The sequence below is a fragment of the Caulobacter sp. SRI_014 genome, from assembly GCF_057586315.1.
The window spans coordinates 1-1,914 of sequence record NZ_JBYCZQ010000022.1; the positions used below are offsets into that span (position 1 = coordinate 1).

1 protein-coding gene is annotated in these 1,914 nt (G+C 66.7%); it reads left to right on the forward strand.

The window, feature by feature from the left end; genetic code table 11:
* A partial coding sequence (locus AC2YG9_RS22435; RefSeq protein ID WP_487300223.1) for a NosD domain-containing protein occupies positions 1 to 1,914 on the forward strand: 1,914 nt, incomplete at both ends.

The following is a 1,914-nucleotide window of genomic DNA, read 5'->3' on the forward strand; positions in this document are numbered from 1 at the left end:
GAACGTCGTCATCACCGGCGCGGTCCACAACGCCCAGAACGGCGACATCGAAAGCCGCTCGGCCGCCAACATCGAGGTCATCGGCAGCACCGCCGCCGACAGCTGGGTGGTCAGCACCCAGTCGATCGGAACCATCACCTTCGACCTCGGCGACGGCGAGGACACCGTCAACGGCGGGACCAGCACCGGCGCCCTGACCATCGACGGCGGCGACGGCAACGACAGCCTGACCGGCGGCGCCGGAGCCGACACCTTCGTCGGCGGCGCGGGCGACGACACCTTTGTCGGCGGGGGCGGCATCGACACCGCCAGCTACGACCTTGAACTGACGGTGGCGGACTTCGACGGCTTCACCGGCGGCTTCACCATCGCTGTCGATGGGACCGACACCCTGGGGGTCGAACGCGTCGTCGATGCTTCTGGCGATGTCTTCTGGCTGGTCTCGGCCGGCGGCTCCATCCAGGCCGCGATCAACGCCGCCGCCGACGGCGACACCATCCTGATCGCCGAGGGGACCTACCGCGAGCAGGTCATCATCGATAGCCGGGACCTGACCATCGTCGCGACCGACGGCGCTGTTCTGGAGGCGCCGGACCACGCGGCGATCACCAGCGCTGGCAACTACTCTGTGCTAGCGATCATCAACGGCTCCAATGTCACCGTTGACGGTCTGGCCATCGACGGTCGTAACCAGGGTACCGGGTTCGGGGCCCAGGAGTTCGGGGGCGTTGCCTTCATCGATTCCGACGGCGCCTTCCGGGGCGGCTCGATCAGCAACATGACCGACACGGTCCTGTCCGGCAGCCTGCCCCAGCACGGCTATGGCGTCCTCGCCCGGAGCACCGGCGCCGAGCACCACGTCGAAATCTCGGACACCGACATCCACGACTTCCAGAAGAACGGCATCGACGCGCGTGGCGCCGGTCTGGTCGTCGACCTGCACGGCAACAGCGTCACAGGCGCGGGCGCGACCTCGGTTATCGGCCAGAACGGCATCGTGCTGGTCGGCGGGGTGGAAGGTTCGATCGACGACAACACCATTTCCGGCATCGGCTGGATCCCCGGCAACTTCACGTCGGTCGGTATCCTGCTGCATACCAACGGCGCGGCGCCGGTCTCGGTGACCAACAACGACATCACCATGGAGAACACGCCGAGTGACGCGGGCATCAGCCTGGTCAGCTCGGAAGGCGCGACGATCACCGGCAACACCATTGCCGATGCGGCGTACGGCATCAGCCAGAACACCAACGTCACGACCCCGCTCGATGGTCCGGCGCTCGACGCCAACAACACCTTCGTCAATGTCGAGACCCGCTTCGAGTTCGAGGCCAACGATGCTCTGACCGATCCCTTCACGGTGACCGGCACAGCCGGCGACGACTATCTCGACGGCGCCTCCAGCGGCGACACCCTGAACGGGGCCGATGGCAACGACGAAATCCTCGGCATGGACGGCGACGACACGCTCGACGGCGGCGCGGGCGATGACAGCCTGGACGGCGGCGACGGGACCGACACTGTCAACTACGGCGTCGAGCTTGCCCTGGCCGACTTCGGCAATGACTCCGGGGCGATCACGGTCAACGCCGGCGCCGAGGGGACCGATACCCTGAACGCCGTGGAGAAGGTGGTCGACGCCTCGGGCGACGTCTTCTGGCTGGTCCAGGACGGCGGCTCGATCCAGGACGCCATCGATGCGGCCGCCTCTGGCGACACCATCGTCATCGGGGCCGGGACCTATTCGGAGAATGTGCTGGTCAACAAGTCAGGCATCTCCATCGTCGGCATCGGCGAGGTCAACCTGGTCGGCACCTTCAAGACCGACAACGGCATCGCCGGCGACGTGAACAGCTGGCTCGAGACGGCGACCAGCTACGACAACGCGTCAGGCATGGCCTTCACGGTCAGCGC